Source organism: Streptomyces pacificus (genome assembly GCF_011766325.1).
Lineage (GTDB): Bacteria > Actinomycetota > Actinomycetes > Streptomycetales > Streptomycetaceae > Streptomyces > Streptomyces pacificus.
Genome location: NZ_BLLG01000003.1, coordinates 441,843 through 467,332, shown reverse-complemented (window position 1 = coordinate 467,332; position 25,490 = coordinate 441,843). Strand labels below are relative to the sequence as shown.

25 protein-coding genes and 2 pseudogenes are annotated in these 25,490 nt (G+C 71.1%); 9 read left to right on the top strand and 18 right to left on the bottom strand.

What is annotated here, in order from left to right:
• Positions 1 to 16 precede the first annotated feature (16 nt).
• Together SCWH03_RS07140 and SCWH03_RS07135 are read right to left on the bottom strand one after the other, a co-directional pair.
• Positions 17 to 247 carry a hypothetical protein gene (locus SCWH03_RS07140; protein ID WP_173263274.1) on the bottom strand — a complete coding sequence of 77 codons (231 nt, stop codon included), beginning with the start codon at positions 245 to 247 and terminating at the stop codon, positions 17 to 19.
• A 397-nt stretch (positions 248 to 644) separates the two neighbouring features.
• Positions 645 to 2,099, bottom strand: coding sequence for a hypothetical protein (locus tag SCWH03_RS07135; protein WP_173263273.1), 1,455 nt, complete (start codon positions 2,097 to 2,099; stop codon positions 645 to 647).
• 211 nt (positions 2,100 to 2,310) lie between these two features.
• On the opposite strand from SCWH03_RS07135, the gene SCWH03_RS07130 reads away from it, so the two are divergent.
• Entirely contained in the window at positions 2,311 to 4,155 is a 1,845-nt protein-coding gene (locus tag SCWH03_RS07130; protein WP_173263272.1) for a DUF8508 domain-containing protein, read from the top strand.
• A gap of 317 nt (positions 4,156 to 4,472) precedes the next feature.
• Here SCWH03_RS07130 and dapD read toward each other — a convergent pair whose 3' ends face one another.
• Genes dapD through SCWH03_RS07115 form a run of 3 tightly spaced genes read right to left on the bottom strand, consistent with a single transcriptional unit; the run spans position 4,473 to position 6,469 of the window.
• Complete coding sequence (dapD, locus tag SCWH03_RS07125; RefSeq protein ID WP_173263271.1) at positions 4,473 to 5,474, bottom strand: 2,3,4,5-tetrahydropyridine-2,6-dicarboxylate N-succinyltransferase; 1,002 nt, start codon at positions 5,472 to 5,474, stop codon at positions 4,473 to 4,475.
• A 9-nt stretch (positions 5,475 to 5,483) separates the two neighbouring features.
• Positions 5,484 to 6,131 (bottom strand): TetR/AcrR family transcriptional regulator, encoded by a 648-nt coding sequence (locus SCWH03_RS07120; protein ID WP_254076607.1) that lies wholly within the window; start codon positions 6,129 to 6,131, stop codon positions 5,484 to 5,486.
• Complete coding sequence (locus SCWH03_RS07115; RefSeq protein ID WP_173263270.1) at positions 6,131 to 6,469, bottom strand: DMT family transporter; 339 nt, start codon at positions 6,467 to 6,469, stop codon at positions 6,131 to 6,133. The genes SCWH03_RS07120 and SCWH03_RS07115 overlap by 1 nt, the downstream gene beginning before the upstream one ends.
• Positions 6,470 to 6,869: 400 nt before the next feature.
• On the opposite strand from SCWH03_RS07115, the pseudogene SCWH03_RS07110 reads away from it, so the two are divergent.
• The 4 genes and pseudogenes from SCWH03_RS07110 (at position 6,870) to SCWH03_RS07095 (ending at position 10,669) form a co-directional block, all read left to right on the top strand.
• Positions 6,870 to 7,997 (top strand): annotated as a pseudogene (locus tag SCWH03_RS07110) (tyrosine-type recombinase/integrase).
• Complete coding sequence (locus tag SCWH03_RS07105) at positions 7,994 to 8,338, top strand: helix-turn-helix domain-containing protein (protein ID WP_173263269.1); 345 nt, start codon at positions 7,994 to 7,996, stop codon at positions 8,336 to 8,338. Before SCWH03_RS07110 ends, SCWH03_RS07105 begins: the two are co-directional and overlap by 4 nt.
• Positions 8,339 to 8,377: 39 nt before the next feature.
• On the top strand, positions 8,378 to 10,441 hold the full coding sequence (locus tag SCWH03_RS07100) for a site-specific integrase (protein WP_173263268.1): 2,064 nt from the start codon (positions 8,378 to 8,380) through the stop codon (positions 10,439 to 10,441).
• Between the two features lie 57 nt (positions 10,442 to 10,498).
• Positions 10,499 to 10,669, top strand: a complete 171-nt coding sequence (locus SCWH03_RS07095; RefSeq protein WP_254076605.1) for a hypothetical protein — start codon at positions 10,499 to 10,501, stop codon at positions 10,667 to 10,669.
• 11 nt (positions 10,670 to 10,680) lie between these two features.
• On the opposite strand, the gene SCWH03_RS07090 is transcribed toward SCWH03_RS07095, so the two are convergent.
• A complete protein-coding gene (locus SCWH03_RS07090) occupies positions 10,681 to 11,193 on the bottom strand; it encodes a hypothetical protein (protein WP_173263267.1) in 513 nt (170 codons plus the stop codon).
• Between the two features lie 419 nt (positions 11,194 to 11,612).
• Here SCWH03_RS07090 and SCWH03_RS07085 point away from each other — a divergent pair, with 419 nt between their 5' ends.
• Positions 11,613 to 12,290, top strand: a complete 678-nt coding sequence (locus SCWH03_RS07085) for a hypothetical protein (protein ID WP_173263266.1) — start codon at positions 11,613 to 11,615, stop codon at positions 12,288 to 12,290.
• Here SCWH03_RS07085 and SCWH03_RS07080 read toward each other — a convergent pair whose 3' ends face one another.
• The 9 genes from SCWH03_RS07080 to SCWH03_RS07040 all read right to left on the bottom strand — a co-directional run bounded on the left by SCWH03_RS07080 (position 12,291) and on the right by SCWH03_RS07040 (position 20,390).
• Positions 12,291 to 12,872, bottom strand: a complete 582-nt coding sequence (locus SCWH03_RS07080) for a DUF3223 domain-containing protein (protein WP_254076604.1) — start codon at positions 12,870 to 12,872, stop codon at positions 12,291 to 12,293.
• A 780-nt stretch (positions 12,873 to 13,652) separates the two neighbouring features.
• Positions 13,653 to 14,048: a metal-sulfur cluster assembly factor gene (locus SCWH03_RS07075; protein WP_173263264.1), complete on the bottom strand. Its 396-nt coding sequence runs from the start codon at positions 14,046 to 14,048 to the stop codon at positions 13,653 to 13,655.
• Positions 14,045 to 14,500: a Fe-S cluster assembly sulfur transfer protein SufU gene (gene sufU, locus SCWH03_RS07070; RefSeq protein ID WP_173263263.1), complete on the bottom strand. Its 456-nt coding sequence runs from the start codon at positions 14,498 to 14,500 to the stop codon at positions 14,045 to 14,047. The genes SCWH03_RS07075 and sufU overlap by 4 nt, the downstream gene beginning before the upstream one ends.
• 10 nt (positions 14,501 to 14,510) lie before the next feature.
• Positions 14,511 to 15,767, bottom strand: coding sequence for a cysteine desulfurase (locus SCWH03_RS07065; protein WP_173263262.1), 1,257 nt, complete (start codon positions 15,765 to 15,767; stop codon positions 14,511 to 14,513).
• Positions 15,764 to 16,528, bottom strand: a complete 765-nt coding sequence (sufC, locus tag SCWH03_RS07060; RefSeq protein ID WP_173263261.1) for a Fe-S cluster assembly ATPase SufC — start codon at positions 16,526 to 16,528, stop codon at positions 15,764 to 15,766. Before sufC ends, SCWH03_RS07065 begins: the two co-directional genes overlap by 4 nt.
• A gap of 7 nt (positions 16,529 to 16,535) precedes the next feature.
• Positions 16,536 to 16,853: a non-heme iron oxygenase ferredoxin subunit gene (locus SCWH03_RS07055; RefSeq protein WP_017948817.1), complete on the bottom strand. Its 318-nt coding sequence runs from the start codon at positions 16,851 to 16,853 to the stop codon at positions 16,536 to 16,538.
• A complete protein-coding gene (gene sufD / locus SCWH03_RS07050) occupies positions 16,853 to 18,067 on the bottom strand; it encodes a Fe-S cluster assembly protein SufD (protein ID WP_173263260.1) in 1,215 nt (404 codons plus the stop codon). Before sufD ends, SCWH03_RS07055 begins: the two co-directional genes overlap by 1 nt.
• Before the next feature lie 62 nt (positions 18,068 to 18,129).
• Positions 18,130 to 19,551, bottom strand: coding sequence for a Fe-S cluster assembly protein SufB (gene sufB, locus SCWH03_RS07045; RefSeq protein ID WP_173263259.1), 1,422 nt, complete (start codon positions 19,549 to 19,551; stop codon positions 18,130 to 18,132).
• A complete protein-coding gene (locus tag SCWH03_RS07040; RefSeq protein WP_173263380.1) occupies positions 19,548 to 20,390 on the bottom strand; it encodes a helix-turn-helix transcriptional regulator in 843 nt (280 codons plus the stop codon). The genes sufB and SCWH03_RS07040 overlap by 4 nt, the downstream gene beginning before the upstream one ends.
• 358 nt (positions 20,391 to 20,748) lie before the next feature.
• Between SCWH03_RS07040 and SCWH03_RS07035 the strand changes: the two genes are divergently transcribed.
• The 3 genes from SCWH03_RS07035 (at position 20,749) to SCWH03_RS07025 (ending at position 23,550) form a co-directional block, all read left to right on the top strand.
• The gene (locus SCWH03_RS07035) at positions 20,749 to 21,675 is read left to right on the top strand and encodes an ABC transporter ATP-binding protein (RefSeq protein WP_173263258.1); all 927 of its coding nucleotides are present in this window, start codon (positions 20,749 to 20,751) and stop codon (positions 21,673 to 21,675) included.
• Between the two features lie 98 nt (positions 21,676 to 21,773).
• The gene (locus SCWH03_RS07030; protein ID WP_173263379.1) at positions 21,774 to 22,490 is read left to right on the top strand and encodes an ABC transporter permease; all 717 of its coding nucleotides are present in this window, start codon (positions 21,774 to 21,776) and stop codon (positions 22,488 to 22,490) included.
• Positions 22,491 to 22,581: 91 nt separating this feature from the next.
• A complete protein-coding gene (locus SCWH03_RS07025; RefSeq protein ID WP_173263257.1) occupies positions 22,582 to 23,550 on the top strand; it encodes a COX15/CtaA family protein in 969 nt (322 codons plus the stop codon).
• Between the two features lie 160 nt (positions 23,551 to 23,710).
• Here the strand turns inward: SCWH03_RS07025 and SCWH03_RS28815 are convergent.
• The 3 genes and pseudogenes from SCWH03_RS28815 to SCWH03_RS07015 all read right to left on the bottom strand — a co-directional run.
• Positions 23,711 to 23,825: pseudogene (locus SCWH03_RS28815) on the bottom strand (amidohydrolase); the annotation flags it as partial.
• 120 nt (positions 23,826 to 23,945) lie between these two features.
• Positions 23,946 to 24,287 carry a hypothetical protein gene (locus tag SCWH03_RS07020; protein WP_173263256.1) on the bottom strand — a complete coding sequence of 114 codons (342 nt, stop codon included), beginning with the start codon at positions 24,285 to 24,287 and terminating at the stop codon, positions 23,946 to 23,948.
• Between the two features lie 94 nt (positions 24,288 to 24,381).
• Positions 24,382 to 25,329 (bottom strand): heme o synthase, encoded by a 948-nt coding sequence (locus SCWH03_RS07015; protein WP_173263255.1) that lies wholly within the window; start codon positions 25,327 to 25,329, stop codon positions 24,382 to 24,384.
• Between the last annotated feature and the right edge of the window lie 161 nt (positions 25,330 to 25,490).

Here is a 25,490-nt window from a genome sequence, read left to right as displayed (position 1 = left end):
GCCCGGAGGTGTGAGGTCAGAGCTTGACCAGTTTGGTGAACGGGCTCAGGATCCTCCCTTGCCGCCCCGAGAAGTCGACGAGGACGGCGTCGGCGCCCTCGACTCCGGTGACTCTTCCGAGTCCGAACTGGTCATGCGAGACCCGGTCTCCGACCTCGAACTGCTCGATCGGTGGGGCGGCCGGGTCAGGGCGGTGGAAGGGGCTGGTGGGCAGCAGGCGCCTCCGGGAGGCGAAGGATTCAGTCATCGTCTGCAGTATGTGCCCTCCACCCTCCCCCGGCTCAATCCCCACGGCCGATCGCATCGGCCCGTGTTCAGCGCCTCGCGGGCGACGGACCGAGGCCTTCTCCGTATCCCGTCCCCCCGCGGGACGGCGAGCCCGCGTCCCGGCACTCCTGCATGGCGCGCCCCGAGGGCCGGCGGACGCCGCGCCGGGCCTGTGCGCAACCGGCCCCGAGCCGGCGGCGCCCCCCGCTCCCCCACCGCAGCACGCACGGCAGCATCTGAGGGCCCGGGACGGTATGGCACCGGCACCGGCCTGCGGCCGTGCCCGGGCACCCGTCGCACGCCCGCCCGCGACGCATGCCGCGAGGCTTGTTCCACGGGACCGCCCGCGCGGGGGCCCGCCGGGGTTCGAGACGGCGTCAGCCCCGCGAGCGGGCCTTGAACGCCGCCTTGCGGGCGTCCTTGGCCGTCTTCTTGTCGGGGTGGAGGCGGCCCATCGCCTCGAGGACATCGACCGCGGCAGGGTGGTCGACGCGCCAGACCGCGTCGAAGAAGCCGCCGTGCCGGCCCACGAGGCCCACGATGAGGTCCTGGAGTTCGGCCAGGTCGCCCTCGGCGTCGAGCTGGGCCGCGATGGTGTCGACGGCGAGCCAGAAGACCATGGCCTCCGGCGGCGGCGGTACGTCCGGTGAGCCGCGCTCGGCGAGCCAGACCCGTGCCAGGCCCCCGAGTTCGCGGTCGTCCAGGACGTCCCGGACCGCCGGTTCCGCCTCGGGGCCGGCCAGCGCGAGCGCCTGCTGGCAGCGCAGCCGCCGCAGCGGCGCGCCCGGGTCGGCGCCCCGGGCGGCGGTGAGCAGCTCGCGCGCCGCCTGCAGCGGGGCGCGCCCTTCGAGCCACTGCGCGGTCTCCGCAAGCGCGGCGCCGTCGGGGTAGTGCGCGACCCCGTCGAGCAGCGCGTCCGCGCCCTTGTCCGCGAGGTCGCCGAGGGTCGGCACCGGCTCCCCGCCCTCGATCAGGCGGTTGCGGACCCCGTACAGTCCGAGGGGGGTGAGCTTCACCAGCCCGTAGCGGGAGAAGTCCTCCTCCTCGGCCGGGAGGGCGGACTCGGCTCCCTCCTCGGCCATCAGCGCCTCGTCGACGGGCCGGTACTCCACCAGCCCGATCGGCTCCAGCACCCGGAACTGGTCGTCCAGGCGCATCATCGCCTCGGAGACCTGCTCCAGCACCGCGTCCGTGGGCTCCCGCATATCGTCGGGGACGATCAGCGACGCGGCGAGCGCGGGCAGCGGGACCGGCCCCTCCGACCCGCCCGTCTCGCCGACGGTCAGCGCGTACAGATTGCCGAGCACGGCGTCGAGGAACTCGGTCTCCGCCTCGGGGTCCCAGCCGAGGGCGTCGAAGTCGATCCCGCCGTCCGGGCCGATGATCGCGCCGGGGTCCTCGAGCACGGGGGCGATGGCGTCGGCGAAGACCGCGTCGAAGGCGTCCTGCCAGAGTGCGAGGATGTCCTGCGGTCCGCCGCCCGTGACCAGCGGCAGCGCCTCGCCGTGGGTGACCGTGCCGTACTCGGCCGCGTCGTCCTCCGGGTCCCTGGCCTCGACGAGCCCGGTGTCCACGGCGATCCGCCAGGCCTCGCTCGCGTAGGCGAGTCCGTCGTCGTCCGGGTGCAGCCCCAACGCCTCCGCCGCCGCCGGGAGTTGCTCGTCGACGAGCTCACCGCCCGCGCCGACCCTGGTCCCGGGCCCGGCCCAGCGCGCCAGCCGGACGGCCCGGGCGAGCAGGGGCGCCCCGAGCGCGTCCCGCGCCAGTTCCGCCTCCGAGGGCAGCCGCACGGGCGGCAGGACACTGCGTCCGGCGGGGCGGTCTTCTGGCATGGGGGGCTCTCCTCGGCTCTGGTCGTCTCCGGCTCGTAGCGGCCCCCAGCGTAGACGCAATCCGCCCGTTGCCTTCCGATTCACGGACCCGTCAATCCCCCTGCACCCGGCACCTCTTGACAAGCCGCACGTCCACACAAGACATTGACGCGCGTAGAACCATCGGTGGCCGCACAGGGCCACCCCTCGATCCTCACTCCGGAGTTCCCTGATGCCTTCCATACCGAGATCTGCCGCTGTCGCGGCCGTCGCGGCCGCAGCACTGGCCGCGGGTCTGCTCGCCGGTTCCCCCTCGGCCGCCGCCGACGCCGAGAGCGCCGGCCCGACCGTCCGCATTCACGACATCCAGGGCACGACCCGTACCTCCCCGCTCGTCGGGCAGCAGGTCGTGGACGTCGGGGGCATCGTCATCGGTGTCCGCACCTACGGCTCCTCGCGCGGCTTCTGGATGCAGGACCCGCGGCCCGACACCGACCCCGCCACCAGCGAGGGCCTCTTCGTCTACACCGGCTCCACACCGACGGTCGCCGCCGGCGACGCGGTCGAGGTCTCCGGCACGGTCGGCGAGTACGTCCCGGGCGGTCTCGGCTCCGGCAACCAATCGATCACCCAGATCTCCAAGCCCGCCGTCACCGTGGTCTCCTCGGGCAACGCGCTGCCCGCACCCGTGACCATCACCGGCCGGTCCGTGCCGTCGGCGTACGCGCCCGAAGGCGACCCCGCCGCCGGGAACAGCATCAACGCGCTGCCGCTGCGGCCCCGCAGCTACGCCCTCGACTACTACGAGTCCCTGGAAGGCAGCAACGTCCGCATCGGGTCCTCGCGGATCGTCGGCGCCACCGACCCGTACGCGGAGCTGTGGGTCACGGTGAAGCCGTGGGAGAACCCCACCCTGCGCGGGGGCACCCGCTACGGCTCGTACGCCTCCCAGAACTCCGGCCGGCTGCAGATCCAGTCGCTGGTGCCGACGGCCGAGCAGCCGTTCCCGAAGGCCAACGTCGGTGACGTGCTGTCGGGCACCACCGAGGGCCCGCTGGACTTCAGCCAGTACGGCGGCTACACCCTCACGGCCCGCACCCTCGGCACCGTGCAGGACCGCGGCCTTGAGCGCGAGCGCACCCGCCAGGAGCGCCGCGGCGAACTGTCCGTGGCCACGTACAACGTCGAGAACCTGGACCCGTCCGACCCGCAGGAGAAGTTCGACGCCCTGGCCGCCGCCGTCGTGGAGAACCTCGCGACGCCGGACATCGTCGCCCTGGAGGAGATCCAGGACAACACGGGGACGAAGAACGACGGTGTGGTCGCGGCGGACGAGACCGTCCGCAGGTTCACGGACGCGATCGCGGCCGCCGGGGGCCCGGCGTACGACTTCCGCTCGGTGGACCCGGAGGACAACAAGGACGGCGGCCAGCCCGGCGGCAACATCCGCCAGGTGTTCCTCTTCAACCCCGAGCGGGTCTCCTTCACCGACCGCCCGGGCGGCAGCGCGACCGCGGCGACCGGTGTCGTCCGCGCGTACGGCCGCGCCGCCCTCACCCACTCCCCCGGCCGGATCGACCCGGCGAACGCCGCCTGGGACAACAGCCGCAAGCCGCTCGCGGGGGAGTTCGTCTTCCGCGGCCGCACGGTGTTCGTCATCGCCAACCACTTCGGCTCGAAGGGCGGCGACGAGAGCCTGACCTCGCACCACCAGCCGCCGACCCGCTCCTCCGAGGCCAAGCGCCTCCAGCAGGCGCAGACCGTGAACACCTTCGTGAAGGACATCCTGAAGGCCCAGCGCAACGCGAACGTGGTGGTGCTCGGGGACATCAACGACTTCGAGTTCTCCGAGACCACGAAGGCGCTCACGGACGGCGGCGCGCTGTACCCGGCGATCATGTCGCTGCCGCGCGCGGACCGCTACTCGTACGTGTACCAGGGCAACAGCCAGGTGCTCGACCAGATTCTGATCAGCCCGTCGATCGACGACTTCAGCTACGACAGCGTCCACATCAACGCGGAGTTCGCGGAGCAGAACAGCGACCACGACCCGCAGGTGCTCCGCTTCCGCCCGTAGCCCGGGAAGCCGCCGTCGGGGGAGGGAACCGGCCGAGCCGAACGCCGCGGCCGGCGCTGTGCGCGGCCGGCGCGGCGGCACCGCCGGTCCGGCCGCGGAGGCCCGGACGCCCGCGACCGGACAGAGCGCGGGCGTCCCGGCCCGGTCGCCCGGCCGCTCCGCAGGGCCCCGGGCGGGTCCCGGCTCCGGTCCGAGACCACTGCCGGGAGCCCGCGCTCCCCGGGGTGCGCGCGCTCACCCTCCGCTCCCCCCTCCGCCCCACGCGGCCGAGCGCGCGGGCCCCGCGGCCTGGGGCCCCTGGGGCGGGACGGCGTGCGTCAGTTGTGGCTGTGGAGCACCTCGTTGAGGCCGCCCCAGACCGCGTTGTTCGGGCGGGCCTCGACGGCGCCGGTCACCGAGTTGCGGCGGAAGAGGATGTTCGAGGCGCCGGAGAGCTCACGCGCCTTGACGATCTGGCCGTCCGGCAGGGTGACGCGGGTGCCCGCCGTGACGTAGAGGCCGGCCTCGACGACGCACTCGTCGCCGAGCGCGATCCCGACACCCGCCTCGGCACCGACGAGGCAGCGCTCGCCGACGGAGATGACCACATTGCCGCCGCCGGAGAGGGTGCCCATGGTGGAGGCGCCGCCGCCGATGTCCGAGCCGTCGCCGATCACCACGCCCGCGGAGATGCGGCCCTCCACCATGGAGGTGCCGAGGGTGCCCGCGTTGAAGTTGACGAAGCCCTCGTGCATGACGGTGGTGCCCTCCGCGAGGTGCGCCCCCAGCCGGACCCGGTCGGCGTCGGCGATACGGACGCCCCTGGGCGCGACGTAGTCCGTCATCCTCGGGAACTTGTCGATCGAGGTCACCTGGAGGTGAAGGCCGTCGGCACGGGCGTTGAGCCGGACCCGCTCGACGTTGTCGACGGCGACCGGGCCGAGGGAGGTCCAGGCGACGTTGGCGAGCAGGCCGAAGACTCCGTCGAGGCTCTGGCCGTGCGGCCGCACAAGCCGGTGCGAGAGCAGGTGGAGGCGCAGGTAGGCGTCGTGCGCGTCGATCGGCTTCTCGTCGAGCGAGGCGATGACCGTACGGACGGCGACGACCTCGACCTCGCGCCGGGCGTCCACGCCGACGGCCTTGGCGGCGCCCTCACCGAGCAGGTTGGCCGCCTGGCCGGGCGTGAGCCGCTCGGTCCCGGCAGGGCCGGGCCCGGCGGACAGCTCGGGGGCGGGGAACCAGGTGTCGAGCACGGTGCCGTCGCCGGCGACGGTGGCGAGGCCGGCGGCGACGGCGCCGCTGGGGCGAGGGGCGGTGGTGCTGTCGGGCGAGTCAGTCATGAGGAGAACCTAACCGGCGGGGGCGGGCGGGAGCGAACCGGTCTCAGGTGCCGGTCGCGGCCGCCACCGCGCACCCCGGTCGTCCACCGGGTCTCTGCCTGCCGTTGCCGTTGCCGTTCCGGAAGCCAGGATCCGGGTCAGCATGACGCGTGTGTACTCCTCGTCGTAGGCGGTGTCCGTGAGCAGGACCTGGAGACAGACTCCGTCCATCAGAGCCACCAGCGCCCGCGCCGTCGCCGGGTCGCTGCGGCGGGCGAGGACCTGGGTGACGCCCTCGGTCCACTCGGCGACGACCGGGCGGAGCGCGGGACGGCGCAGGGCGGCGAGATAGAGCTCGTACTCCAGTTCCACGCCGTTCCGTTCGCCTCCGAGCCACTCCCCCAGCAGCCGGGCCAGCTCCCCGGCCGGATCACAGCGTGGGTCGGCGAGGGCCCCGCTGTCCCGGACGGCGGCGGCGAAGCCCTCGTTCGCCTGGCGCAGTGCGGCGACCAGCAGTTCGTCCAGCGAGGCGAAGTGGTAGGTCGTCGAACCGAGCGGGACCTGCGCCTCGGCGGCGACCGTGCGGTGGCTCAGCCCCGCGATGCCCCGGCGCCCGACGACCCGGATCGCGGCGTCGATGATGCGCCGGCGCCGGTCGGGGTCGTACCGACGCCCCATCAGTGCGCACCGCCGAGGTTCAGCACGACGACCCCCGCGACGACCAGGGCGATTCCGGCGATCTTCACCGGACTGGTGGACTCGTGCAGGAACAGCATGCCGATCGCCGCGACGGCCGCCGTCCCGACCCCGGCCCAGATCGCGTACGCCGTGCCGACGGAGAGCGTCTTCAGCGCCTGCGCGAGCAGCGCAAAAGCGATCACATACCCGATGACGGTGGCCAGCGACGGCCAGAGCCGGGTGAAACCCTCGCTGTACTTCATCGCCGTGGTGCCGGCGACCTCGGCCGCGATCGCCGCGGCCAGCAGTCCGTAAGCCATGTGTACGACCGTACACATGGAGGGGTGCGGCCGTACATACGGGTGCGGCCGTGCACACGCAGCGGGGGACAGGGCCTCGCCGACCCCGGCCAGGACCGGTCGCCGCGCCCCGGTGGCATCGGGGACCCGGCGGGGAGGGGGCGAGGCCTGCCGGCCGGCACGGGCAGACGGTGGCAGGAGCGGACGGCACGGGGGCGGGATTGGTGGAGTACGTACGGGTTCGTTCGCGGCCGCACGACGCGTCGAAGACGCATTTCAGCTGGTAGAGCGGCGTACTGGATCCGTTCACTCGATGGTGTGAGATCTCCGCGGTAACTCGCAGATTCTGCGAGTGATCGCCGTAATCTGCGGCGTTGTATCGGATTTCGAAAGTCGCACGCTGTCGCTCGTACGCACCGTGCCGGAGCCGGGCTCGCCGGTGGATCCGGCCGCGGTGTCGGTCGAGGCCGGGCTCGCGGACGTCGTGACGCTTCAGCGGCGCCGGCAGGCGAGGATCTCGGCGCACGATGAAGAGAGCTTCTTCCTGGACACGCTGTCGGAGTACCAGTGGGCTCGGGATGCGGCCGGGCTGGCGCAGGAGACGCTGGACGGGCTGATCAAGCCGGTGATCGAGGTCTGTGAGTTCTACGGCACAGTGCCCTGGCAGCTCACTTCTCGTGAGGTCGACCGGTACTTCGCCGGACCGGGGAAGCGTGCCCAGTCGACGATACGAGCCAAGATCGGCAAGATCGACCGGTACTTCGCGTTCCTGGAGCAGCGGTAAGCGGGCGAGATCATGAGCCGCTTTGGGGCTGTGGTCGAGTCGCCGATCGATCCGTTCAACAGGCCCCGGCACCGAGGAGACTTCGGGCTGAGGATCCCGCCGTCGCAGGCGGCGATGAAGGACTTCTTCGGCCGCTGGCGCGAGGACCTGCCACGGACGCGGAAGTACCTGGTCGCCTGCCGCGACTACGTGATGACGAAGATCGCCTACCTGTCGGGCGTCCGCGCGGCGGAATTGTGCGGGGTCTGCATGGGGGACGTGCACTGGGAGCACGGCCAGTGGGGCCGGTTCGTCGTCCTGGGCAAGGGCGCGAGCGGCTCGGGCCCGCGGCCGCGCGAGGCGTACCTGTTCCAGGAGGGCCGGGCTCTGCTGTGGTGGTACATCGAGCAGATCCGGGGCGAGTTCGGCGACGATGCCGAGCACCCCCGGGCGCCGCTGTGGCCGTCGGAGCGCAAGCCCACGGCGGTCGCGGCTCTGAACCTGCCGATCGCGCCGGCGATCGTGCCCTCGACGTTCCGTCGCGCCCTGCACAGCGCGGCGGCGAGCTACCTGAGCGGGCCGGTCACCGACCTGTTCCCGCACCTTCTCCGGCACGCGTGCGCGACCCACAACTACGAGCGCGGGATGACGTTGTGGGAGGTACAGAAGGTCCTCGGACATGCTTGGGCAACCACGACTCTTCGGTACATGGCGACCGCGCAGGCCGATCCTGAGCACGCGAACCTGGAGGCCAGCTCCCGGGCGGCCCAACGACTGGTGATGGACAGGGGGAACCTGAGGTGAAGTGGAATCTGCGGATGGTAGCCGCGCAGCGGGATCTGTGGCGGCCGACCGAGGTACTGGCCGCGTTCCGGCAGGTCGGATTCAACCCGTCGCTGAGCAAGGTCGCCGCGCTGTGGGGCGGGACTCCGGTCACGGTGCGGCTGGAGGACCTGGACATGATGTGCGCCGCACTGGGCTGCACCGTCGCGGACCTACTGCAGGCCGAGCCCCTCGCTGGGACCCAGGCGGTGCTGGAGGAAGGGGAGCGGACGGCCGACGGCGTGGAGTTGCCGTCGGGGCCGGTGCGGCCGGTGCCGGGAAGCCGCCGGGGGAGCGGGCCGCGCTCGCTCCCGCCGAGCTGAGCGCCGGTGGCCGCGGACCGGGCAACGGCCCGGAGCTGTGTGGACTGTCTGGGCTGGGTCGTCCTCAACCAGAGGGGGGCCTGCGCCGGGTGCAGGCGCTGGCGACAGCACTACCGTGAGCGGGGAACGTGTCCGCGGTGCCGGCACGAGCGGCTGCTGAACTCCGACGGTCTGTGCCGCTCGTGCCTGCAGGCGATCCGGCTGCTGGACGACGCCGAGTGGGCCCTGGGGATCGATGGGGCACCGCCACGTGATCTCCAGTTGACGGTCGGCGTCTATCATGACCGCGCGGACTCCGCCCGCCAGCTGAGCCGGGCCGACGGCGCTGGCCCGCGGACCAGCGAGGTGTGGAACCTCAGACTCAAGCAGCAGCGCGCGGGCGCCGAGCAGCCGCCTGCGGTGCTGGAGCCGGGCGTGTGGGGGCAGATCCCGCTGTTCACGATCCCCAGGACTCTGACCGCGGACACGGTCCGGGCAGTCGCGGGCCGACCGGTTCCCGGGTGGGAGAAGGCCCAGACGGTCCTGGAGGAGATCGCCGCCGAACAGGGGCTGAGTCGCGGGAACCGCTACCGCAAGGCCGCGCTGCTGCGACTCGCGCTGGCGGTCCGCGCGGCCGAAGGCACCCGGCTCATGCCCGAGGTGCTCCTGCGGGACCTGCCCGCCTGCCGCAACACCACCCGCCTCGTTCTCCAGCGGGCCGGGCTGCTGGCCTTCGAGCCGGAAGCCCTGCGACTGCTCCCAGCAAGCCGGCGCCCACCCCGGACCGTGGTCGGCCGGGTGCCCCGGTGCCGGTCGCCGCGGTCGTGTGCGGACTGCCAGGCGTGGATGACCTCTGGCCAGTACGGCTCCCGCTGCACTCCCTGTCGGCACTGGCGCGAGAAGCTGGCGAGGGGCACCTGCGCACGCTGCCACCGGCAGGAACTCCCGCTGCGGAAGGGCCGCTGCCGCGGCTGCCGCCCGTACCGTCTCCTTGACGGCGCCCAGCCCGCCACCATCCGGTACACGCAGCTGCTGATCGACGTGGCCGTCGGCGGATCCGGGCCGTCCCCGACGATCCCGCTCGACGAACCGTCCCGCGCGGACCTGCCACCCGCACCGGCGCACACCGCTGCCGGGCAGGAGCAGCTGTTTGCCATCCGGCGCGACTGGACGCGGCTGCTGCCGCGCCTCCAGGGCCGGAACACGGCCGAGCTGGTGCTGAGCGGGACGGCCGCACGGCTGGTCGAGGACTTCAGCCGGGTTCTGCACGAGCGGCAGTCACCCAGCCACAACAGCAACATCCGCACCCTGAGCATCCTCCTCTACTGGTGCGGCGCCCAAGCGGCCATCTCCGAGCGGGATATCCACGACCTGGCTCGGACCGGCCCAGACCTCAAGGCCAAGACCGTCTGCCAGTTCCTGCGAGACCGGGGCATCCTCCTCCAGGACCCCGACCTTCACCGCGACGTCGATCTGACGTGGATCGACACCGCCCTCGCCGCGCTGCCGGAGAACCTCGCCGACGAGGTAGGGCAGTGGGTGAAGGTGTTGCGAAGCCGGGGGCGCCACGAAGGCGAGGTCCGCAGCTACGACGCGATCCGCCCGTACCTGGCCTCCCTCCAGCCCGTGCTCACCACCTGGACGGAGGCAGGTGTGCTCTCGCTTCGAGAGGTCACCCGGCAGCACGTCGAGGCGGCTGTGGACGGCTATGCCGGACGTGCCCGCAGGCAGCTCGCTCTCGCCCTGGGCAGCTTGTTCAGAACACTGAAGCGGGAACGGGTGGTCTTCCGAGACCCCGCCCAGCACCTTCGCGTGGGGAACCCGACAGGCATCCCGAAGCCCGTTCCCAGCGACCTGCTGGCCAGCGCCTTGCAGCAGACGAAGACCCCGCTCGGGCGTCTGGTCCTTGTCCTGGCCGCAGTCCACGCCGTGCCCGTCCACGAACTCCGCACGATCCTGACCTGCGACCTGGACCTCGCACGCGGCACCCTCGTCATCCACCGTGGCCTTCGACGGCACACCCTCTACCTGGAGGAACTCACCCACCAGATCGCCGCCGACTGGCTTGACTACAGACACCGCCGCTGGCCCGCCTCGACCAACCCCCGCCTGCTCGTCAGCTAGAGATCGGCGCTCGACCCCGACCACCCCGCCGTCGGTAAGACCCTGCTCCGTGTCGACGTGCCGCCAGGCCTCACCCTGGTACGCCTGCGCCAGGACCGCATTCTCAACGAAGCAGCAGAAACAGCGGACCCCCTCCGGCTGATGAGGCTCTTCGGGATCACGGAGAAGACCGCCATGCACTATGTCACCGCGGCCCATCCCGAGCGCACGGCGAAGCTGCCCAGGTGACCGAGCCCAGCTCAGGCGTCCTGGGAGCTCTCGGTACCGTCCTTGGACTCAGCCATCACTCTGCCGCCGACGAAAGCCACACCGAGGGCGACTGCGGCGGTAGCGCCGACCAGCACCTTTTTGAGCGCCCCATCCAGGAATTGCTTGTTCTCGCTGTCCTTTTGAGATTGCATCCTGGCAGTTTCCTGGATTTGCTCGATCAGAAACTTCTTCTCTTCCCGACTCAGGTCGTCTTTGCCGAGTTCGCCCTTGAGGATGTCCCTGACCTCCTGCCAGGCCCGGTGGACATGCTCCTGACTGTGGTTGTTGGCCGAGAGCGTAGACTCGTGTGCTCTCTCGACGGCACTCACAGCATCCTTGGCGAAGTCCTTGAACGCGGGGAACTGCTCGACGATCTTGAGAGCCACCTCGGTGTCCATGTTGGGCATCATGGCTGCGAACCTGACCATCTTGTCCTTTGAGAGGTTCCTCCAGGACTCGATCCCAAGCGCCTTCATGATCTGAGCTTCGCTCTTGTACTTCATGCCACGGATCCCCCCTTGACTTCAGCCGGGCAGCCACGGGAACAAAAGCCCACAGAAGCCGCCAGTCGCACCAGATCCCCCTGAGGTGATCTCCCTGTAATCTAACGCGAGTTGGCCCCAACCCATACGACTCCTGGCGCGAGGCGCCGGTCGCTCGGTCCGGTTCGAGCCCTGCCGAGTCGTAGATTCTGTGAACTGGCGCGCTTGACGTGCGGGCCGCTGTAGTGGCCGCCAACGATGTGCGGCTGGCGCTGGCGCCTGTGAGAGAAGCGGCGCGTATCGGCGACTAGTTCGACCTGGTCGCGGGTCTATCGGACTGGTGGGCGGCAGCCACCAGGACGGAGGGCCGAACGGGGCGGTCTGCGAGCTGGACTAAAAATCGCTCTCATCCCGTCGCCCAAGCATTCAAGATGTTCCTCGTGACCCATCGTGCCGTATTCTCCCGGTCGTGCCCGAGTCCTTGGACAGAGAACTACGCGGTCCTTGGCGGGCGGCCTGCTGTCTCGTCCTCTGGGGCCGCTGCGCCGGAGCTGGAGACCGATGCGGAGCTTGCGTTCGCGTTCCGTACGGCTGCCGACCTTCTGGCCGAACGCTGGTACGCCAACCGTATGGACGATTCGTTGGTGCTGGTCGTGTTGTACAACTACCGGCACGCTCTCGAACTTGGGCTCAAAGTAGTGTTGCGCGCCTTGGTCGACAGCATCAAGTTCGAGGTTGCGCCGGGCGATGAGGCACCCGAGGTTGTGGAAAAAGTCGGCAAGAAGCTCGCTCAGACTCATCAGCTCAGCGTCTTGACCGGCTATCTCGTCCAGCTCGCGCCGATGTTCCGGATGCGCCTGCGGGACGACGTCACATCGCTCTGCGACGAGGTCCATGCCCTGGATCCGAGCGGCCAGGCGCTGCGGTACAGCATGGTCAAGGGTCAGGGCGGGGCGACGGTGCCGGCCCGCCCTGACCCTCTCTACGTCGATGTCCCCGAGTTCGCACGCCGGGCGGGTGAGGCGTGCACCACGCTGGACCTGCTTTTCGATCAGATCACCAACGTGCAGGACTGGCAGGTCAACCTGGGCCCGGATTACCTGAGGCAGCGGCGCTAGTCACCTGCGTGGGCGGCGCAGGTTCTCCTGTGAGGACAGCAGCCCGAGGACCGCGTGCTCCTGGTGGTACTTGCGCCACCGCTCAGCGAGCGAGCGGTCGGTGAACTGCCCCCGACCTGGGTCGCTCGACGTGGTCAGCTCGATCGCGTCCCATCCGCCGACTTCCTCAGTTAACGCCGCGGCGAGTTCCGCGAACGACGGGCCTCGGTAGTAGCTGACGTGGGTGTCGGTGATGTCCAGCTCCCTCCCGGATTCGTCCGAGACCAGGGTGTTCGCTGCCACCCGGGAAGTGAAGTAGGCGCTCACGTCGTCCTTGACTTCAACGCGCATCGCGGCAGAGACCTGCTGGCGATAGCTCGGCGGCTTCAGGCAGGCCAGGTAGGAGAAGTCGATCTGGGTACCGTCGGTGCGGATTACTTCGAACCCCGGGTACGGCCCTTGCAGCGGTGGTGCGATTACGAAGGCCTCCACGCCCACACCGATCTTGATGTCAGCCTCTGCGTGCAGGTCGAGCAGGTCCAGCAGGAGCAGGTGATCCGCCTCTTGGTCCACGATGCTGCCCACGCTGTATCCGTACAGCACGTCGCGGACGGCTTCCTGCGCGGCTTTCTTCGATGGGTACTCCCGCGGTCCGATCCAGAACTTGGGCAACGTGCCCCCTCCTCTTCCTGTGTGCGGCAGTGCTGCCCACCTGGGCTCTGGTCTATTCGGATCTTACGAGCTGTTCCGAGAGGCTATTCCTGCACTTGGATCTTCATCTGGCTGACCCCAGTGGTCAACGGCTAGTGGAACCTGCTCGCCGAGCCGCCTTTAACGGTGGGCAGGCGGCCGGGTTCGTCGTCACACCGGTCCCGGAATCCGCGAACCCGCGCGTTTCCCGCGGTCCGGGCCGGAACCTCCACGCCGCGGAACCTCCGGGCCCTGCGGCAGACCGCCGGCCAGTCCGCCGCGCGGCCGTTCCCCAAGCCGGCCCGGGCCGGGCCGCACCGGCACCCGTCAGGGCCGTGGCAGCCCGCGCGACGGGCGGCCACGACCGCGCAAGGCCGCGATCGCCGGGCGGAAGCGGCAGGACGGCCAGGCGGCCGGGCAACCGGCCGGGAGTCCGGCGCAACGCGCACGGCCGTGCCCTCCGATCTGCCTGGCGGGCAGATCGGAGGGCACGGCCGTGCGGTGTCCTGGGCCGCCGGTGGCCGCCGATGGGCCGCTCGGGGCCGGCTGGGGCGCTCCGCGCACCGCAACGGTGCGGACGGGTTCTCCCCGTCCGGCGAACGGGCCCCACCGCGGCGTAGCACCGCGAGACCTGCCCGCCCCGGGGGCGCCGGAGCCGTCAGCCGTCAGCCGTCAGCCGTCAGCCGTCAGCCGTCAGACATTGAAGCCGAGCGCTCTCAGCTGCTCGCGGCCGTCGTCCGTGATCTTGTCCGGTCCCCACGGCGGCATCCAGACCCAGTTGATCTTCAGTTCGTTGACGATGCCGTCCGTCGCGGCCTTCGCCTGGTCCTCGATCACATCCGTCAGCGGGCAGGCCGCGGAGGTCAGTGTCATGTCCAGGGTGGCGATGTTGGCGTCGTCGACGTGGATGCCGTAGATCAGCCCGAGGTTGACCACGTCGATGCCCAGCTCGGGGTCGACGACATCGTAGAGGGCCTCCCGGACCTCCTCCTCGGACGCCTTGGTGCTCGTCGGCGCCGCGGCCTCGGAGGAGAAGGTCTCCTCGTCCGGCCAGTCCTTCTCCGCCGCGGTCTCGGGGTTCTCGGTCATGCGGTCTTCCCTTCGGACAGCGCCTGCGCCGTCGCGTCCTTCCATGCCATCCAGCTCAGCAGGGCGCACTTCACGCGCGCCGGGTACTTGGAGACGCCGGCGAACGCCACCGCGTCCTCCAGCACCTCCTCCATCGCGTCGTCCGGCTCGATCCGGCCCTTGGACTGCATCAGCTCCAGAAACGCGGCCTGGATCTTCTGCGCCTCGGCGAGTTCCTTGCCGACGAGCAGTTCGTTCAGCACGGAGGCGGACGCCTGGCTGATGGAGCAGCCATGGCCGTCGTAGGAGACGTCCTCGATACGGGTGCCGTCGTACTTCACCCGCATCGTGATCTCGTCGCCGCAGGTGGGGTTGACGTGGTGCACCTCGGCGTCACCGTCCCGCAGGCCCCGCCCGTGCGGGTGCTTGTAGTGGTCCAGAATGACGTCCTGGTACATCGAATCAAGCTTCACGTCAGGCCCCTCAGCCGAAGAAGTTGCGGACGTGCTCCAGGCCGTCGACCAGCGCGTCCACCTCGCCCGGCGTGGAGTACAGATAGAACGACGCCCTCGTGGTCGCGGGAATTCCGTACCGGAGGCACACCGGCCGTGCGCAGTGGTGGCCGACCCGGACGGCGATGCCCTGCTCGTCCAGCACCTGCCCCACGTCATGCGGGTGGATGTCGCCGAGTACGAAGGAGATCGCCGCGCCGCGGTCCTCGGCCGTGACCGGGCCGATGATCCGCAGATCGGGGACCTCCTGGAGCCGCCGGACCGCGTACTCGGTGATGGCGTGCTCATGCTGGGCGATTTTGTCCATGCCGATCGCGGTGAGGTAGTCCACGGCCGCGCCGAGGCCGACGGCCTGGGCGACCGGGGGCGTACCCGCCTCGAACTTGTGCGGCGCGGGGGCGTAGGTCGAGGAGTGCATCGAGACGGTCTCGATCATCTCGCCGCCGCCGAGGAACGGCGGGAGGTCCTCCAGCAGCTCCTGGCGGCCCCAGAGCACGCCGATACCGGTCGGGCCGCACATCTTGTGGCCGGTGAAGGCCACGAAGTCGGCGCCGAGGGCCTGGACGTCCAGCGGCATGTGCGGGGCGGCCTGCGAGGCGTCGACCAGGACGAGCGCGCCGACCTCCTGGGCCCGGCGGACGATCCGCTCGACCGGGTTGACCGTGCCCAGGATGTTGGAGACCAGCGTGAAGGAGACGATCTTCGTCTTCTCGGTGATGACCTCCTCGATGCCGGAGAGGTCGAGGCGGCCGTCGTCGGTGAGGCCGAACCACCTCAGCTTCGCGCCGGTGCGCTGCGCCAGCAGCTGCCACGGGACGATGTTGGAGTGGTGCTCCATCTCCGTGATGACTATCTCGGTCTCGCGGTCCACGCGGTACGGCTCGTCGGCCCAGCCCAGCATGTTCGCCACGAGGTTCAGCGACTCCGAGGCGTTCTTGGTGAAGATCACCTCGTTGCGGCTCGGCGCGTTGACGAAGGAGGCGACCTTGTCGCGCGCGCCCTCGTACAGTGCCGTGGCCTCCTCGGCGAGCACGTGCACACCGCGGTGGACATTGGCGTTGTAGCGCTCGTAGTACTCGGCGAGGGCGTCGAGCACCTGGCGGGGCTTCTGCGAGGTCGCCGCGTTGTCCAGGTAGACGAGCCTGTGGCCGTCGTGCAGCACGCGGTCGAGGATCGGGAAGTCCTTGCGGATCGCCTCGGTGTCGAGGAGGCCCGGCATCTGTGTCACGCGGATACGCCGCCCTTCGTGTAGGCCTCGTAGCCCTCCGCCTCGAGCTTGTCGGCGAGTTCGGCACCGCCGGACTCGGCGATACGGCCCTTCGCGAACACATGGACGAAGTCGGGCTTGATGTAGCGCAGGATGCGCGTGTAATGCGTGATCAGCAGGGTGCCGACCTCACCGGTCTCCCGGACGCGGTTGACGCCCTCGGAGACGGTGCGCAGTGCGTCGACGTCGAGGCCGGAGTCGGTCTCGTCGAGGATCGCGATCTTCGGCTTGAGGAGCTCCAGCTGCAGGATCTCGTGGCGCTTCTTCTCACCGCCGGAGAAGCCCTCGTTGACGTTCCGCTCGGCGAAGGAGGGGTCCATCTGGAGCCGCTCCATGGTCTCCCTGACCTCCTTCACCCAGGTGCGCAGCTTGGGGGCCTCCCCGCGGAGGGCGGTGGCGGAGGTGCGCAGGAAGTTGGAGACCGAGACACCGGGGACCTCGACCGGGTACTGCATGGCGAGGAAGACGCCGGCGCGGGCGCGCTCGTCGACGGACATCTCCAGGACGTCCTCGCCGTCCAGGGTCACGGTGCCACCGGTGACCGTGTACTTGGGGTGGCCCGCGAGGGAGTAGGCGAGGGTCGACTTGCCGGAGCCGTTGGGGCCCATGATGGCGTGGGTCTCGCCCTGCTTCACGGTCAGGTCGACGCCCTTGAGGATCTCCCGGGGGCCGTTCTCGGCCTCGACGGAGACGTGCAGGTCGCGGATTTCAAGCGTTGCCATGGGTGACTCAGGACTCCTGGGTGACGGAGACGAGCACATCGTCCCCTTCGATCTTTACGGGGTACACGGGGACGGGGCGCGTCGCGGGAAGACCGGACGGTTTGCCGGTGCGGAGGTCGAAGCTGGAACCGTGCAGCCAGCACTCGATCTGGCAGTCCTCCACCTCGCCCTCGGACAGGGAGACGTTGGCGTGCGAGCAGATGTCGTGGATCGCGAACACCTCGCCCTCCGTGCGGACGACGGAGACCGGCGTGCCGTCGAGTTCCACCCGCTTCGGGGTGTCCTCCTCCAGCTCGCTCAGCCCACAGGCGCGGACGAAGGCCATCAGACGGACGCCTCCAGCTCCGCCTCGATCGTGGCGATGAGGCGCTCCTCCACGTCCGGCAGGCCGATCTGCTGGACCAGCTCGGCGAAGAAGCCGCGGACGACCAGGCGGCGGGCCTCGGCCTCCGGGATGCCCCGGGCCATCAGGTAGAAGAGCTGCTCGTCGTCGAAGCGGCCGGTGGCGGAGGCGTGTCCGGCGCCGACGATCTCGCCGGTCTCGATCTCCAGATTGGGCACGGAGTCGACCCTGGCACCGTCGGTCAGGACCAGGTTGCGGTTCATCTCGTAGGTGTCGGTGCCCTCGGCCGCGGCCTCGATGAGGACGTCCCCGATCCAGACGGCGTGCGCGTCGTCGCCCTGCAGCGCGCCCTTGTAGACGACGTTGGACCTGCAGTGCGGCGTGTTGTGGGTGACCAGCAGGCGGTGCTCCTGGTGCTGGCCGGCGTCGGTGAAGTACAGCCCGAAGAGCTCGGCCTCGCCGCCGGTGCCCGCGTACGCGACGCGGGGGTGCAGGCGCACGACGTCGCCGCCGAAGGTGATGACCACCGACTTGAAGCCGGCGTCGCGGCCGACGAGCACATTGTGCTGGGAGCAGTGCACGGCGGTGTCGTCCCAGTCCTGGACGGAGACGAAGGTGACCCTGGCTCCGTCGCCGATCAGGAAGTCCACGTTGGCGGCGCGCACGGCGTCGCCGGTGTGGTCGATGACGATGACGGCCTCGGCGAAGGCGCCGACCTCGAAGACCGTGTGCCCGAAGGTGGTGCCCCCCTCGCCGTGCAGGGTCACCCGCACCGGCTCGGTCAGCACCGTCTCCTTGGGGACCGAGACGACGGTGGCCTTCTCGAACGAGGAGAACGCCTGCGCGGCGACCCGGTCGACGGGCGCGCCCGCCCGGCCGACGCGCGCGTCGTCACGCCCGACGGACTCGACGGTGACGCCGTCGGGGGCGCTCACCTCGACCCTGATCGAACCGTCCGCCGTGGCGGTGCCGTCGTGGAGGCCCTTCAGGCGCTCCAGCGGCGTGAACCGCCACTCCTCCTCGCGGCCGTGCGGTACCGGGAAGTCCGCGACGTCGAACGACGGGGGTGCGCTCATCCGGGTGGCGACGGTCGACTCCGCCGCCACCGCGAGGGAGCCGGCGGTGGTGGAGCCCGCCGGTGGGGGGCCCCCCGCCCGGGCGGAGTGGGGGGTCGGGGAGTTCTGAGCCTCAGCCATGGCTGTCGTGTTGCTCGCTTCCTACGTGAGAGATCTGCGTCGCTGCGGGCGGTGCGGCGGCGTCAGCCGACCGCGCCCTCCATCTGCAGCTCGATCAGCCGGTTCAGCTCCAGTGCGTACTCCATCGGCAGCTCCTTGGCGATCGGCTCGACGAAGCCGCGCACGATCATCGCCATCGCCTCGTCCTCGGACAGGCCCCGGCTCATCAGATAGAAGAGCTGGTCCTCGGAGACCTTGGAGACGGTGGCCTCGTGCCCCATGGAGACGTCGTCCTCGCGGACGTCGACGTACGGGTAGGTGTCGGACCGGGAGATCGTGTCCACGAGCAGCGCGTCGCAGAGCACGTTGGACTTGGCGCCGGGGGCGCCCTCGCCGATCTCGATCAGGCCGCGGTAGGACGTGCGGCCGCCGCCCCGCGCCACCGACTTGGAGACGATGTTCGACGAGGTGTTCGGCGCCATGTGGACCATCTTGGCGCCGGCGTCCTGGTGCTGGCCCTCGCCCGCGAAGGCGATGGACAGGGTCTCGCCCTTGGCGTGCTCGCCCATCAGGTACACGGCGGGGTACTTCATCGTGACCTTCGAGCCGATGTTGCCGTCGACCCACTCCATGGTCGCGCCCTCGTACGCCACGGCACGCTTGGTGACCAGGTTGTAGACGTTGTTCGACCAGTTCTGGATGGTCGTGTAGCGGCAGCGGGCGCCCTTCTTGACGATGATCTCGACCACGGCGCTGTGCAGCGAGTCCGAGGAGTAGATCGGGGCGGTGCAGCCCTCGACGTAGTGGACGTAGGCGTCCTCGTCGACGATGATCAGCGTCCGCTCGAACTGGCCCATGTTCTCGGTGTTGATCCGGAAGTAGGCCTGGAGCGGGATCTCGACGTGCACGCCCTTCGGCACGTAGATGAAGGAGCCGCCGGACCACACCGCGGTGTTCAGCGAGGCGAACTTGTTGTCGCCGGCCGGGATGACCGTGCCGAAGTACTCCTTGAAGAGCTCCGGGTGCTCCTTCAGCGCGGTGTCGGTGTCCAGGAAGAGCACGCCCTGCTCCTCCAGGTCCTCGCGGATCTGGTGGTAGACGACCTCGGACTCGTACTGCGCGGCGACACCGGCCACCAGGCGCTGCTTCTCGGCCTCGGGGATGCCGAGCTTGTCGTAGGTGTTCTTGATGTCCTCGGGCAGGTCCTCCCAGGACTGCGCCTGCTTCTCCGTGGAGCGCACGAAGTACTTGATGTTGTCGAAGTCGATGCCGGAGAGGTCCGAGCCCCAGTTCGGCATGGGCTTCTTCTCGAAGAGCTTCAGGCCCTTCAGACGCATCTTGAGCATCCACTCGGGCTCGGACTTCTTCGCGGAGATGTCCCGGACCACCTCCTGCGAGAGGCCGCGCTTCGCAGCGGCACCAGCGGCGTCGGAGTCGGCCCAGCCGTATTCGTACTTGCCCAGGCCCTCGAGCTCGGGGTGGGCAGTCTCCGTGGGGAGAGTCATGCGGGGTTCCTCCCGGACGTGCTTGCAGATGCTTGCGAACTGATCTTGGCAGTCCTGGCCGCCTTCGCGGTCCTGGCTGCCCCGGCGGCCGGGGCGGTCCTCTCGGCCGCCTCGGCGGTCCCGGCGGGGCCGCCGGCCGTGCCGGACCCGCCGGCCGAGCGTTCGTCGGGCCGGTGGGCGGCCTTCGGGATGAAGGTCGTGCACACGCCGTCGCCGTGGGCGATGGTGGCCAGACGCTGTACGTGGGTGCCGAGCAGACGGGAGAAGACCTCCGTCTCCGCCTCGCACAGCTGCGGATACCGCTCCGCCACATGGGCGACGGGGCAGTGGTGCTGGCACAGCTGCTCGCCGACCGGGGCGTGACGCGCCGTGGCAGCGTACCCGTCCGCGGTCAGCGCCCTGGCCAGCGCCTCGGTGCGCGCCGCGGGATCGGCGGTCTCCACGGCCCGGCGGTACGCCTCGGCCTGGGCCTCCATACGGTCCCGGGCGAAGGCGGCGACGGCCGCCTCGCCTCCCGCGTTCTCCTCGATCCAGCGCAGGGCGTCCACGGCGAGGACGTCATAGGACTGGTCGAAGGCGTCCCGGCCGCAGTCGGTGAGGGCGAAGACCTTGGCGGGCCTGCCGCGGGTGCGCGTACCGTACACACGCTGCTGGCGGGCCTCGACGACGCCGTCGGAGACGAGCGCGTCGAGATGGCGGCGCACGGCGGCCTGGGTGAGCCCGAGGCGCCCCGCGAGATCGGCGACGGTGGACGGGCCGTGGTCCAGGATCGACCGCGCGACCCGGTTGCGGGTGGACCGCTCCCCGGTCGCGAGCTCCTCCTGGGGGGACTCCCCCACGGCTCCGACGTTTTTCACAACGCCATTGTTGCGTAATTCCCGAGAGACTGACAAGCCGCGTCCCACCGGGCGGGCGGTGCCGTCCATCACTTAGGGAAACCTAACCTGACCTGCGGAAACGATCAGTCGCCCGATCGGCGCCGAGGAGTCGGGAGGGGCCCGGAGGGCACACGCGGCGCCGGTCCACCCCCGCTGACCGGCGGTCCGTCCCCGTGGGAGAGCCCCTGTGCGCCCCCGTCCCCACCGGGCAGCCACCGCTCACCCGGGCTTCCCGGGGTGGCCGGATCCGCGCCGGGGCCCGGGGCGGGATCCCGCCCCGGGCCCCGGCGGCCGCGCGCCCCTCCCTAGACTGCCCGGCATGAACAACGAGTCCGCCGTCCGGGTACGGGGCCTGGTCAAGCGGTACGGAGCCAAGGCCGCCGTGGACGGGCTCGACCTCGACGTCCGCAGCGGCACCGTCACCGCGGTCCTCGGCCCGAACGGAGCCGGGAAGACGACCACCGTCGAGACCTGCGAGGGCTACCGCCGCGCCGACACCGGCACGGTCCGCGTCCTCGGCCTCGACCCGGCCGCAGACGCGGCGCGGCTGCGCCCGCGGATCGGCGTGATGCTGCAGTCCGGCGGCGTGTACCCGGGCGCCCGCGCCGACGAGATGCTGCGCCATATGGCGAAACTGCACGCCCACCCCCTCGACGTGGACACCCTGGCCGAACGGCTCGGCCTCGGCTCCTGCGGCAGGACGCCGTACCGGCGGCTCTCGGGCGGGCAGCGGCAGCGCCTGGCGCTGGCCATGGCCGTCGTGGGCCGACCCGAACTGGTCTTCCTGGACGAGCCGACCGCCGGACTCGACCCCCAGGCCCGCCGCGCCACCTGGAACCTCGTGCGCGAACTGCGCGCCGACGGGGTGACGGTCGTGCTGACCACGCACTTCATGGACGAGGCCGAGGCGCTCGCCGACGATGTCGCGATCCTCGACGGGGGCCGGGTCGCCGCCCAGGGCAGCCCCGAGCAGCTGTGCCGCGGCGGCGCCGAGAACACGCTCCGGTTCACCGGCCGCCCCGGCCTCGACCTCGGCTCCCTGCTGAAGGCGCTGCCGGACGGCACCGCCGCGGCCGAGCTGACGCCGGGCGGGTACCGGATCAGCGGCACCGTGGGCCCGCAGCTGCTCGCCACCGTCACCTCCTGGTGCGCGCAGCACGGGGTGATGCCGGACGGCATCACCGTGGAGCGCCGCACCCTGGAGGACGTCTTCCTGGAGCTCACGGGGAAGGAGCTGCGGTCGTGACCGCTGAGGTGACCACGGACCGGACACCCGGCCCACCGGGCCCCTCCGGCTGCGGGGGCGCGTACGCCCCGAGGCCGGGCGGGGCCCCGGTCGTCCGGATGATCACGGCGCAGGCGGCGCTGGAGACGCGGATGCTGCTCCGCAACGGCGAGCAGCTGCTGCTGACGGTGGTCATCCCGTCACTGCTGCTGGTGCTCTTCTCGACCGTCGACATCGTCGACACCGGCGCGGGCCGGGCCGTCGACTTCCTCGCCCCCGGCGTCCTGGCCCTGGCCGTGATGTCCACCGCCTTCACGGGGCAGGCGATCGCCACCGGTTTCGAGCGCCGCTACGGCGTGCTGAAGCGGCTGGGCGCCTCCCCGCTCCCCCGCTGGGGGCTGATGGCGGCCAAGACCCTCGCCGTCCTGGTCACGGAGGTCCTTCAGATCGCGCTGCTGACGCTGATCGCCCTCGGGCTCGGCTGGTCGCCGCGGGGCAACCCTGTTTCCGTGGCGCTGCTGCTGGTCGCGGGCACCGCGGCCTTCTCGGGTCTGGGCCTGCTGATGGCCGGCACCCTCCGGGCCGAGGCGACGCTCGCCGCGGCCAATCTGGTCTTCCTGCTGCTGCTGGTCGGCGGCGGGGTGATCGTGCCGCTGGAGAGGTTCCCTGACGCGGCGCAGACGGTCCTGGCGCTGCTGCCGATCTCCGCGCTGTCCGACGGGCTGCGCGACGTGCTCCGGGACGGCGCGGCGCTGCCGTGGGGCGAGCTGGGGATCCTGGCGGGCTGGGCGGTGCCGGGGCTCGCCGCGGCGGCGAGGTTCTTCCGCTGGGAGTGAGCCCTCCCCTGGCCGGGGCGCGGCCCCGGGAGGGGCGGGCGGCCCCGGCCCGGGGGCCCCTCGTGAAAACGCGCACAAGCCCCCCTCTACGATGGTCGCCGTGCAGACCCCCCTCGCCTCCATCGCCCGGCGCTGGACGCCGTCGCCCAAGACCCTCCGGCGTGCCGCGCTCGCACCCGTCGTGATGAGCGTGGTCATCATCGTCACCGGCGGCGCGGTCCGGCTGACCGGCTCCGGTCTCGGCTGCGACACCTGGCCCAAGTGCACCGACGACAGCCTGTTCGCGACGCCCGAGCAGGGTATCCACGGCGCCATCGAGTTCGGCAACCGGATGCTGACGTACGTCCTGTGCGCGGCGGTGGGCTGGGCCATCGTCGCGGCGCGCTCCACCAAGCCGTGGCGGCGGGGGCTCACCCGGCTCGGCTGGGCGCAGTTCTGGGTGGTGATGAGCAACGCGGTCCTCGGCGGCATCACCGTGTGGGCGGGACTCAACCCGTGGTCGGTGGCCGGGCACTTCCTGGCGGCCAACGCCCTGCTGACGGTCGCCACCGTCACCTGGGTCCGGGCGGGTGAGGGCGACACCGCCCCCCGGCCCCGGGTCCCCCGCCCGGTACGGCGGCTGTCCTGGGCGCTGGCCGCCGCCGCGGGGCTGCTGATCGCGGCGGGCACCGCGGTGACCGGTTCCGGCAGGCATGCGGGCGACAGCAGCGATGTGCCGAGGATGCCGTTCGACTGGGTGGACGCGGCCCATGTGCACGCCGCGCTGGCCTGGCTGGTGTGCCTGCTCGGCGTGGCGATGTGGCTGGCGCTGCGGATCGTGGACGCGCCCGACGACACCCGGGCGCGGGTACGGGAGCTGATCGGCGTGCTGGTCGCGCAGGCCGCCATCGGCTATGTGCAGTTCTTCACCGATGTACCGGAGGTACTGGTGGGCGTGCACATGCTCGGCTCCTCGCTGATGTGGATCGCCGTGCTGCGGCTGGCGCTGAGCCTGCGGGAGCGTCCGGTCGCCGCCCCCGGGGCCCCGGCCGCTGCGGACACCGCGCTCACGGCGGCCTGACCCGGTCGGGCCGGCCAGGCCCTGCCCGGCCTCTTGGGCCGCAGCCGGGGCGGGTCCCGTCCGGCCCGGGTCAGCCGTCAGCCGGGTCAGCCGGGCCGGTCGCAGCCGGTCCCACCGGTTCCGCCGGTCCCACCGGTTCCGCCGGTTCCGGAGGTGGCGCCGGCGCAGGCGGCCCGCCCGTACCGCCGAGCTGGGCCTCGAAGGTCCCCAAGCCCAGGCTCTGTTCGGAGGACGCCGCGGCAGTACCGGTCCACCGGGGACGGGGTGTCGATCAGCCGGGCTCCCGGCGCGGCACGTCGTCGCACCCGTCCTCACGGGTGAGGTGAGCCGCCCGCGAGGTGCTGCCCCGGGACGCGACGGCCGTGCCCCGGTGCCGTCACCGGGGCGCGGAGCGGTCAGCCGTTCGACGGGCCGCCGATCTGGATACCGGCCATCCGGGTCCACTCGTAGGGACCGGTGCGGACCTTCAGGGCGAGGTCGCCGTCGAAGGCCTCGTGCAGGGTGATGCCGGACTTCCCGGCGGCCTTGACGGCGATCTCGTGGGTCGGTGCGACCAGGTCTCCCCAGCCGCCGTCCTCGCCGACGAGGATGATCCGGGTGCCGCTCTGCCCGATGTAGGCGAGCTGGCCCTCGGCCCCGCCGTGGGCCTTGGCGAAGGCGCCGATCTGCCGGGCGAGTCTCGCCGCCTTGCGCTCGGCCTTCGCGGACCGCTTCAGGTCAACCTCGGTGTCTGCCATGACCAGGATGCTACTCCCGGGTAGATCACCGGGCGACCGCCCTGCCGCGTGGCCTGCGCCACCCGCGGCCTCGGGGGCGCCCCGGGGCGGCCGGTCAGCGCAGGAAGGGGTCGACGGCGACGGCGACGAACAGCAGCGAGACATAGGTGATGGACCAGTGGAACAGCCGCATCTCCTTCAGCCTCCCGCCCGTCAGGCCCGCCTTGGCGCGGCTCTGCAGGGCGTGCGCCTCCCAGAGCCACCAGCCGCCGGTCGCCAGCGCGACGGCCGTGTAGAACCAGCCGGTGTAGCCGAGCGGGGTCAGCAGCAGCGAGACCGCCACCATCACCCAGCTGTAGACGACGATCTGCCGGGCGACGACCTTGTTCGAGGCGATGACGGGGAGCATCGGCACGCCCGCGCGCGCGTAGTCCTCCTTCACCTTCATCGACAGCGGCCAGTAGTGCGGCGGGGTCCAGAAGAAGATGACCAGGAAGAGGACGACGGCGGCCCAGGACATGGAGCCGGTGACGGCCGACCAGCCGATCAGCACCGGCATGCAGCCGGCGATACCGCCCCAGACGATGTTCTGCGCGGTGCGGCGTTTGAGCAGCATCGTGTAGACGACGACGTAGAAGAGGAGCGCGCCGAGCGCCAGGGCCGCCGACAGCCAGTTGACGAGCAGTCCGAACCAGAGCGTGGAGACCGCGGCCAGGGCGATGCCGAAGACCAGGCCCTCGCGCGGCGAGACCATGCCGGTGACCAGGGGGCGCTGCGCGGTGCGGTCCATCAGGGCGTCGATGTCGCGGTCGATGTACATGTTGAGCGCGTTGGCGCCCCCCGCGGAGAGGTATCCGCCGGCACAGGTGGCGACGACGAGCCAGAGGTCCGGCACGCCCTGCGCGGCCAGGAACATCACCGGTACGGTGGTGATGAGGAGCAGTTCGATGATCCGCGGCTTGGTCAGCGCCACGAAGGCCTTGACGCGGGCCCCGAACGGCCGGCGGGCCCCCGGGCTGGGAGTCAAGACGACCCCGGCGGGTCGGGACTCGACGGCCGTCACGCACACCCCTGACAGAGAATTCCCAGCAAGCTTCGCGGGGGCATCGCCGGTACCCGGGAGGGGTTCGCGGAGGCGTGGATGCCCGGTGAAGGCTTGCGCGTACCACGCCACTCTAGACGTTGGCCCCATGCCGTCCTTCGCGGGGGTCGGTCGTGTTGAGC

What these genes read in the sequence shown, in the direction of transcription:
- sufD (WP_173263260.1), bottom strand. Translation starts at nt 18,067, where the DNA reads ATGGCTGAGGCTCAGAACTCCCCGACCCCCCACTCCGCCCGGGCGGGG.
- sufC (WP_173263261.1), bottom strand. Translation starts at nt 16,528, where the DNA reads ATGGCAACGCTTGAAATCCGCGACCTGCACGTCTCCGTCGAGGCCGAG.
- SCWH03_RS07140 (WP_173263274.1), bottom strand. Translation starts at nt 247, where the DNA reads ATGACTGAATCCTTCGCCTCCCGGAGGCGCCTGCTGCCCACCAGCCCC.
- SCWH03_RS07130 (WP_173263272.1), top strand. Translation starts at nt 2,311, where the DNA reads ATGCCTTCCATACCGAGATCTGCCGCTGTCGCGGCCGTCGCGGCCGCA.
- SCWH03_RS07120 (WP_254076607.1), bottom strand. Translation starts at nt 6,131, where the DNA reads ATGGGGCGTCGGTACGACCCCGACCGGCGCCGGCGCATCATCGACGCC.
- SCWH03_RS07090 (WP_173263267.1), bottom strand. Translation starts at nt 11,193, where the DNA reads ATGAAGTACAAGAGCGAAGCTCAGATCATGAAGGCGCTTGGGATCGAG.
- SCWH03_RS07135 (WP_173263273.1), bottom strand. Translation starts at nt 2,099, where the DNA reads ATGCCAGAAGACCGCCCCGCCGGACGCAGTGTCCTGCCGCCCGTGCGG.
- SCWH03_RS07075 (WP_173263264.1), bottom strand. Translation starts at nt 14,048, where the DNA reads ATGACCGAGAACCCCGAGACCGCGGCGGAGAAGGACTGGCCGGACGAG.
- dapD (WP_173263271.1), bottom strand. Translation starts at nt 5,474, where the DNA reads ATGACTGACTCGCCCGACAGCACCACCGCCCCTCGCCCCAGCGGCGCC.
- SCWH03_RS07020 (WP_173263256.1), bottom strand. Translation starts at nt 24,287, where the DNA reads ATGGCAGACACCGAGGTTGACCTGAAGCGGTCCGCGAAGGCCGAGCGC.
- SCWH03_RS07025 (WP_173263257.1), top strand. Translation starts at nt 22,582, where the DNA reads ATGGTCGCCGTGCAGACCCCCCTCGCCTCCATCGCCCGGCGCTGGACG.
- SCWH03_RS07115 (WP_173263270.1), bottom strand. Translation starts at nt 6,469, where the DNA reads ATGTGTACGGTCGTACACATGGCTTACGGACTGCTGGCCGCGGCGATC.
- SCWH03_RS07035 (WP_173263258.1), top strand. Translation starts at nt 20,749, where the DNA reads ATGAACAACGAGTCCGCCGTCCGGGTACGGGGCCTGGTCAAGCGGTAC.
- sufB (WP_173263259.1), bottom strand. Translation starts at nt 19,551, where the DNA reads ATGACTCTCCCCACGGAGACTGCCCACCCCGAGCTCGAGGGCCTGGGC.
- SCWH03_RS07055 (WP_017948817.1), bottom strand. Translation starts at nt 16,853, where the DNA reads ATGGCCTTCGTCCGCGCCTGTGGGCTGAGCGAGCTGGAGGAGGACACC.
- SCWH03_RS07030 (WP_173263379.1), top strand. Translation starts at nt 21,774, where the DNA reads ATGATCACGGCGCAGGCGGCGCTGGAGACGCGGATGCTGCTCCGCAAC.